General features: G+C 40.5%; 6 protein-coding genes and 2 pseudogenes. 5 read left to right on the top strand and 3 right to left on the bottom strand.

Translation table 11 applies throughout. The annotated features are described in order from the left end of the window. The first annotated feature begins 57 nt into the window (after positions 1–57). Positions 58–243, top strand: a complete 186-nt coding sequence (locus tag V7K69_RS21190; protein ID WP_335037902.1) for a hypothetical protein — start codon at positions 58–60, stop codon at positions 241–243. 142 nt (positions 244–385) lie between these two features. Here V7K69_RS21190 and V7K69_RS21185 read toward each other — a convergent pair. Further along, positions 386–1,244, bottom strand: a pseudogene (locus V7K69_RS21185) (transposase); the annotation flags it as partial. 282 nt (positions 1,245–1,526) lie between these two features. Between V7K69_RS21185 and V7K69_RS21180 the strand changes: the two are divergent. The 3 genes from V7K69_RS21180 (at position 1,527) to V7K69_RS21170 (ending at position 4,284) form a co-directional block, all read left to right on the top strand. Then, entirely contained in the window at positions 1,527–2,648 is a 1,122-nt protein-coding gene (locus tag V7K69_RS21180; protein WP_335037900.1) for a carboxylate-amine ligase, read from the top strand. A 403-nt stretch (positions 2,649–3,051) separates the two neighbouring features. After that, complete coding sequence (locus V7K69_RS21175; protein ID WP_335037898.1) at positions 3,052–3,249, top strand: hypothetical protein; 198 nt, start codon at positions 3,052–3,054, stop codon at positions 3,247–3,249. Between the two features lie 330 nt (positions 3,250–3,579). Beyond that, on the top strand, positions 3,580–4,284 hold the full coding sequence (locus tag V7K69_RS21170) for a hypothetical protein (protein ID WP_335037896.1): 705 nt from the start codon (positions 3,580–3,582) through the stop codon (positions 4,282–4,284). A 61-nt stretch (positions 4,285–4,345) separates the two neighbouring features. On the opposite strand, the gene V7K69_RS21165 is transcribed toward V7K69_RS21170, so the two are convergent. After that, positions 4,346–5,137, bottom strand: coding sequence for a hypothetical protein (locus V7K69_RS21165; RefSeq protein WP_335037894.1), 792 nt, complete (start codon positions 5,135–5,137; stop codon positions 4,346–4,348). Positions 5,138–6,020: 883 nt separating this feature from the next. Here V7K69_RS21165 and V7K69_RS21160 point away from each other — a divergent pair. Beyond that, a complete protein-coding gene (locus tag V7K69_RS21160; RefSeq protein ID WP_335037892.1) occupies positions 6,021–6,335 on the top strand; it encodes a hypothetical protein in 315 nt (104 codons plus the stop codon). Between the two features lie 354 nt (positions 6,336–6,689). Here V7K69_RS21160 and V7K69_RS21155 read toward each other — a convergent pair. Beyond that, positions 6,690–7,076: pseudogene (locus V7K69_RS21155) on the bottom strand (ISAs1 family transposase); the annotation flags it as partial. Positions 7,077–7,170: the final 94 nt, after the last annotated feature.

Here is a 7,170-nt window from a genome sequence, read left to right as displayed (position 1 = left end):
TCACTTAATTTCCAATTGATGATGTATCAAAAAAATGTCTTAGTTCGAGTGCTGTGAATGGATTTTTTATTGTTTGTGAGAAATCCGGGTGTAGAGCATGAACACCATCCTTGGGCAATTGGTGTGCAATGGCATCCTGAGCTTTCAATTCTCAATCCCAATAATCAAAGACTTTTTCTCGCTCTCGTTCAGGCTGCACATACAAAACACTTATGCGATGAGCCTAACCCCGGAACTGGTTGAACAAGATGACGGAGGATGGACAGAGAGTTCGGTATTATCGACATCTGTCTCACACCTCTAGCTTAGGGTGATATAGATAAGTACTCTTTTAGATTTTTATCACTTTAAGTAAATCATTAGCCTTGACAATACCGTTGCCAAATTAAGAGGGTTCAACGCCTGTAGAAACGGGATGAATACGTCCTAAAAAAGTAAGCTTGGCAAAAATCTGGGTTAATAAAATAGGCTCAGGATATCGGGAAGCATTTTTAGCATTTCACGAACATATCGAAAGCCACGATAATATGCTTTAAGGTCAATAATACCGGAGCCAGGATTATGTTGACGGAAATCAGCAAGAAGATAATGGGATAAATTAACCAGAAAAAATGCTAGATTAGCAGCATTAGTCACCGCAGTTTGGCTCAGATTCATAAAATCCTCTAATCTCCAAAACTGCTTGGCATCTCGAAAGTTAAACTCAATTTGAAAGCGCAGTTTGTAGTAGTCAATTATTTTCTCAGATGACAATTTTAGGTCACTAGAAAAAAGAGTGACGTGACTGCGAACATTAGTTTTGAGATTAGTTTTCACCAAAATAACTACATTCAGAGGCTGGGCAAATTCTTTGTGCAGTAAACTAGCTTGGTAAGTATCAGTTTGGATATTCTCTTCAATAATACTTTGACGCAAATATTCATCAGAAATATTACTCCAGCCAGTTTATCTCCGTATTTACGGCGTGAACGATGATTGGGGTCAGGATTTTGGTAAGGTATGTATAATGAGGAATCGTGGCGTAGCTTGGAAATTATATGTAAGTTTACTTGTCGAGCCATCTGCAAAGCATTATTGTTTCCAAAATGACCATCTAAAACCAAGTAACTCAAGGGGATAAAGTTAGCTATTAACTTGAGTAACTCATTAATCATCTTCTTAATTCTTAGTAATTCAGATGTAAAATTTATCTCTGTTTTCTTCTTGTTCTTGCTCCCTTTTGGTCGTCCACGCTTACGTTTCTCTTTCTTGTTTATTTCTATTTATTCAAACGCCAGTCATACAGAATTTAGGATGAATTCTGACCATGCCAGTTTTCAAATATTCTTTTGGAGTAATGCAATCCACAACCTCAGAGTGATGTTTGTTTCATTGAATTAAGCCATCTTTAGTTTGGGACTTATTAGCAAACATTTAGTGCATTTAGTGCATTTAGCTGTTAAAAGTTCGCCCCTACTCGACCGATTAATCCTACTGTTGCCGCTCGTGGCAATAAGATTCCTTAACAAGTAAAGGAAACACCAGGTATGTCATCTCAAGCTGAAGAATTTACTATTGGTGTCGAAGAGGAATATCAAATTATCAATCCGACGACGCGGGAACTGAGTTCGCGTGTGGAATACGTTCTGCCAAAAGCCCAGAAAGCCCTTGGCTTGGAGGTACAGCCAGAAGCCCAGCGTTCGCAGATAGAAATTGGTACGCCTATCTGTAGAACACTTGCAGATGTGCGCTTTGAGCTTGTTCGTTTGCGTCGTGAAGTGATAACAGCGGCGGCCAAGGATGGTAATCAAATTGCCGCCGCCGGTACACACCCGTTTTCACACTGGGAGCAACAGCAGCTCACACCCAAAGAACGTTATCAAACGTTGATGGAAGATTATCAACAACTCACCCGTGAGCTAGTCATCTTTGGCTGTCATGTACATGTGGGAATTAGCGATCGCTCTATTGCCATCAGCGTCATGAACCGTGCCCGTGTGTGGCTGTCCCCGCTTTTGGCATTGGCAGCATCTTCACCTTTTTGGCTAGGTACAGATACAGGTTATGCAAGCTATCGTACCGAGATTTGGGGTCGATGGCCCCTATCTGGAGTACCATCGATTTTCGAGTCTTTAGCCGACTACGAAGCGCTTGTACAAGTTTTAGTGGAGACAAAAAGTCTCGCGGAGGCGACGAAGATTTATTGGGATGTGCGTTTGTCTGAGCGCTTCCCGACAATAGAGTTTCGAGTAACAGATGTCTGTCAAACAGTAGACGAAGCGGTAATGGTAGCAGGGCTTGTACGTGCTTTGGCGCGAACTTGCTATGAAGAAGCTATGAGTGATAAACCGTTTCCCGCAGTCCGCCACGAACTTGTACGTGTTGCTCACTGGCGTGCCGCACGTTATGGATTAGATGAGGATTTAATCGACTTTACCACTATGAGAGCCATCCCAGCCCGCGAGTTGGTTGAGAACTTTCTCACCTTCGTGCGTCCATCGCTTGAGGAGTACGGAGAATGGGATGAAGTTTCCTCTCTTGTACAGCAAACAATGCAGTTCGGGAATGGCGCAACACGGCAGCGTGACGTTTACAAGCGAACCGGAAGCTTGGAGAATGTCGTTGATTTAATTGTCCAAGACACAGCAAAAGGGATAGCTTCAGTATAGGAGACAGAACTCAATACTACTCGGGTAAAGCATTTGGAACTCAGAATTTGGTTTTGGTGAAAAGGTTACTGGGGGAATGGCACTAAGAAAAGCTGAAAGGTTTGCCTGGAGTGGGTGTGGGGAGTGTGGGGAGTGTGGGGAGTGTGGGGAGTGTGGGGAGTAAGATTTCTTCTCCATCCTCCCTCCCCTCCCACACCTCCCACACTCAAAAGCCTTACAAATAATGGATTCGCCGTTATCTTAGTGCCATTCGTTACTGGGGTTGGGTTAAAAGTTTTTTCTTTCCCTTTTCCCCTTCTCCTTTTCCCCAAAAACCGACAAGTATTGAGACAGAACTTTATCCTAGTTCACATTTCTATTTCTGCTTGAACATTCTCTGCTTTAACAATTTAATGGAAAATTGATGACAGATGAAGAACTGGAGAAACTTACCACTGGGGTGAGCAGTCTAGTTCGTCTAGTTCGTGCTTACAGCGAAATACAATCGCCCTTAATGCAAAACTCAAGCGTGGATATTACGCCTGCTGATAATCCTTATTTAACAAGTGGTGGGGGTAAAAGTAGCATCGCTTCTGTCAAGCAGTGCGAATTGAACGCCTAAATCTAAATCCCCGTCACAAAATGTAATTGCTCTCTTCGCAGCGTAAAGCCAACTCTTAGAGAGGCTGCGCCCTAAGCGTCGCTATGCCGCAGGCTTTACGGCATGGCTTGTCTACGACACGCTGCGCGTAGCTCGCTTCTCCGTAGCAGTACGCTTAGAGCGACGTAGGAGCCTTTAGCGAAGTGGGGTGTAGCAAGAGTGCGAATTATTTTAATAGTATTTATATACTACTGAACTGATCCCAGCCCAAGGCATCATCATGTCAAATTTGAGATACTTGAGGTAACTAATGTCTCAACAATAATTTTATAAATTACACAATTGGCTCTAATGATCATAAGCATCACTATAATCATTTTAATAATGCTTGCCGGATATTGGTTTGTTTTTTATCACGATCAAAAGATAAAGCGCATCAAAAGTAACTTAGTGCTGGAAGTTGATGGAGCAGATATTCGTTACCCAAATTTACCTTTAGGTAACTTTGGTATCTTTTTTGAGGTTAAGGAGAATCGAAGAATCCAGGTCATTTTTCCAAAGCTCACACCCGAAGGCATTGAATACATTTATTCCTGGCATAATCTTCAATCTATACGTATTCCAACTTTCGAGAAAATTGATATCGATAAAAAAGCAAATCTCAAAGTAGCTCAACAACTAGCCTTCCTAATTAAAGAGCATATCCAATTTGTCGAACCAGAAATTTTAAAATTAAGAAAGCAGTGGCACAAAACCAACAATTTACTGGATTTAGTACTTACGTCAGAATTTTATGCTAGTCAACAGGGAATTTACAAAAGAGCATTATTTCAAATTGAGAACTTACTCGATAAAGCTGAAGAATTACAACAAGTCTATATTGGCTTTATTAGAGAACTTTTGATTGGCAGACAAGTTGCACAATATGACCCAAATCTCCTTCCAAATTACGACTTTGCTATTGAGAATAAGTATAAAAAAATTAGAGAAGAGTACCAATATATGAAAGATACAGCGACAGCGTATGCTGAACTTCTACGCACAAGCCAAGTTTAATAATGTAGCGAATGGCAAAGCCACCAAAAGCTGGATATGGTGAGCTTTGCTCTAAACCAGTTTATTCCTCCTGGTCTTCATCTTCGTACTCCTCTTCATCCTCGTCATATTCATAATCAGCATAGTCTTTCCCGTGTTTTTCGTACCATAGGCGTTCTTCTTCTTGAGCCGCCTCTCGCTGTAGCCTTTTCCGCTCTGCCATCTCTGCTTCTAGGCGTTCTTGCGCTAATTTTTCCTTCTCAATTCTTTCTTTCAAAAGCCTTTCTCGCTCTTGGGTTTCTTGCTCTACCCTCTCCCTCTCAAGTCTGATTAATCGCTGCTCAACTCGTCCACAGTAAAAATCTAATGCCTTACCCGTCGCGGCTCCAGTAACTGTACCACCTGCTAGAAAAATGAGTCCGGTTTTCCAACCTTCAATCGGGGCACCGCTCCACTGCAAGCTTTTTTGGTTAAACCACACCAGCACAGAGAAGACAGAAATTCCAACTACTGTATTGATCAGAGCAAAAACTCTTGGTGTAATCTCAGTCTGGCGGAGAATTAGCCACTGTCCTAGCCAGAGTATTGCACCAAAGATGACAGCCGCGATCGCGCTCATAAGCAAATGATCTGGATATCTGAACGGATCTAGCGTCATATTAATGATCAATGGCGTAAATATCAGCGCACAGAGCAAAAAGCCAATGAATAAGCCAGCAACACTTATCAGGCTCCAGTAGCGACCGAGATAACCAAGGCGGAATTCCAATATCCACTCTTGTACGGGAAGCATTGTGACGTAAAACGCGATCCCTGCACTGACGTAATCGAGCATTGGCAGTTGTTTTACCTTTGTACTTAGCATATTTGGCATAGTAGGGTATCCGCCGAGAGGTCTATGTGCAAAATCGGACACGTCGTAAAGTTTGGTAAAGTTTATTATCAAAAACCTTGATTTACCGTTGTTTCAGCCTCGACCTCAACTTGACCATTCAAATGAAAACATTCCCTAAAAGGGTTATTTATGGGCAAGTTTTAAGGACAAAAAGGGGTGGAAGCTCCCTCTGAAAAATCACCACTCAACGTCGGCGATCGCTACCCTCGACATATCTACCTTGCCTTTATCTGTAACCGTTTATCATAAAGCTAGCTATTTGACAAGATATTTGTTATACTTATTTACATGAACAATGATTTCGACTTCAAATCTCCTGAGCTATTTGGTTCTGTTGTTTTCAGACCTGATTTTAATAGCTTTAAGACTATCAATGCTTCCCAAACTTGGTCTTTATTCTTTACAGGTGGTAGAGAAGACAAAAAACTAGATTCTAACCCTCGAATAGGTCTTTTGTTTACTAGTATTTTGCTAGGTCTTACTGTTTCTGGGTTCGCCAGCGCACTGATTACCCGGACAATATTTCCTGTTTAAGTGCTTGACTATTAGCTAATACGAAGTATAACTCAGAACCACCAAGAAGTTGGTGGTTCAAATTTTTAGTATGTCTTCACTAATATCTGAGTAACGCCATAGTTTCGGCTAACCTACAAATCTTTTAAAGTCTGACTAGCCTTGAGGATATCAGGACAAATATTCATCTAAAATTTGGCAATTTAATCTAGGAGAATTCATGTTAGACTTTAACACCTTGACGGTATTCTCAAGCACTTAGAGCTTGTCATGTAACAACCTTGCCTCTTTTGAGCTAGAAATGCCTTCTCAGTAAGCTTTCTAGATAATAAATTGTAAAAGTTGTTTCTTGACAGGCTCTTACTGCATTGGTATTTGTGCTTTTCTAATCCCAGCCAACCTAATTGCTACCTCGTTAACAATAGGTTTGACATTATTGTGTCGTCCAGCTATTGAGATTTGGCGAAGTGCTGCAATTGCCAGTACCTTTGCTTTATTAAGCATACTGCACGTATTTGCTTGGTTCATGATTGGAATTGTCATGGCTCCCACATACATTTTATTGGGACTAGGAAGCATCTGTCTGGGAGCAAATTTCGGAGCAATTCTCCTATACAAACGCTTTGCAAATGCTTATGTAGCGATGAAAGTTGAATTTTCCTAAGCTCCATATTCCAAGCTCCTGAATTTATTCATGGGGTTATTAATTACGGATTACGTAAAGCCTGCGGCATAGCTTTGCTTAGAGCGTAGCGGGGTGCAGCCAGGGCAAACGCATCTTATTTACTAATAAAAACTAAGAGAGATTCCAAAATGACATAGATAATTGTAAAAATTGATGGAATGATAAATAAAATAAATCAAGTATTTTTAAGAATTTGAATTAGCTTATCTTCGACCGAATGACTAATCATCAATACTAAAATAATTCAATTATGAGTCACATAAAAATGTATTTACTTAGAGAATAAATAAAACTCTTATGTAAAATATTCAACTCAAATTTTGATGTATTATTTTAAGCCAACGCTAAAATACTTAGTAAGTATTTGTTGTCCATCGCAGCGAGAAACTGTTTATTTTTGATTCCGCGTTTGACACGCTTCTCTTGAGTTAAAAGATTGACTGCAATATGTCTGAGAATTGCAAAATTCTGTGGAGCATTATCTTTTCTAATTCGACAGTCATCTTCCCTTAAGGCAACATCTAATACCCAATGTAATGAATTCTCAACTCCCCAATGACTGCGAATAGAATTACCAAACTGTTCAGCGTTATCTTCAAGGCTACTAATAAAATAACGAGTTTCAACTGTTGTTTTACCGTCTAATAAACGGACAGATTCTACCATACCAACACTATTGAAGTTTGACCAAACTGAATCTGGGTTAAGCAGAGACTGAAGGGAGCATCCACTTTTGGCAGAAACACTCAAATAGCAAGTAAACCATTAAGATAAGCACAACGAATAGAGAGGATGTGATTAACACTATCAACAT

Source organism: Nostoc sp. (assembly GCF_036917775.1).
In the GTDB taxonomy this organism is placed as follows: Bacteria; Cyanobacteriota; Cyanobacteriia; order Cyanobacteriales; family Nostocaceae; genus Nostoc.
This window is presented reverse-complemented; position numbering and strand designations above follow the sequence as displayed.

What these genes read in the sequence shown, in the direction of transcription:
- V7K69_RS21170 (WP_335037896.1), top strand. Translation starts at nt 3,580, where the DNA reads ATGATCATAAGCATCACTATAATCATTTTAATAATGCTTGCCGGATAT.
- V7K69_RS21190 (WP_335037902.1), top strand. Translation starts at nt 58, where the DNA reads ATGGATTTTTTATTGTTTGTGAGAAATCCGGGTGTAGAGCATGAACAC.
- V7K69_RS21180 (WP_335037900.1), top strand. Translation starts at nt 1,527, where the DNA reads ATGTCATCTCAAGCTGAAGAATTTACTATTGGTGTCGAAGAGGAATAT.
- V7K69_RS21175 (WP_335037898.1), top strand. Translation starts at nt 3,052, where the DNA reads ATGACAGATGAAGAACTGGAGAAACTTACCACTGGGGTGAGCAGTCTA.
- V7K69_RS21165 (WP_335037894.1), bottom strand. Translation starts at nt 5,137, where the DNA reads ATGCCAAATATGCTAAGTACAAAGGTAAAACAACTGCCAATGCTCGAT.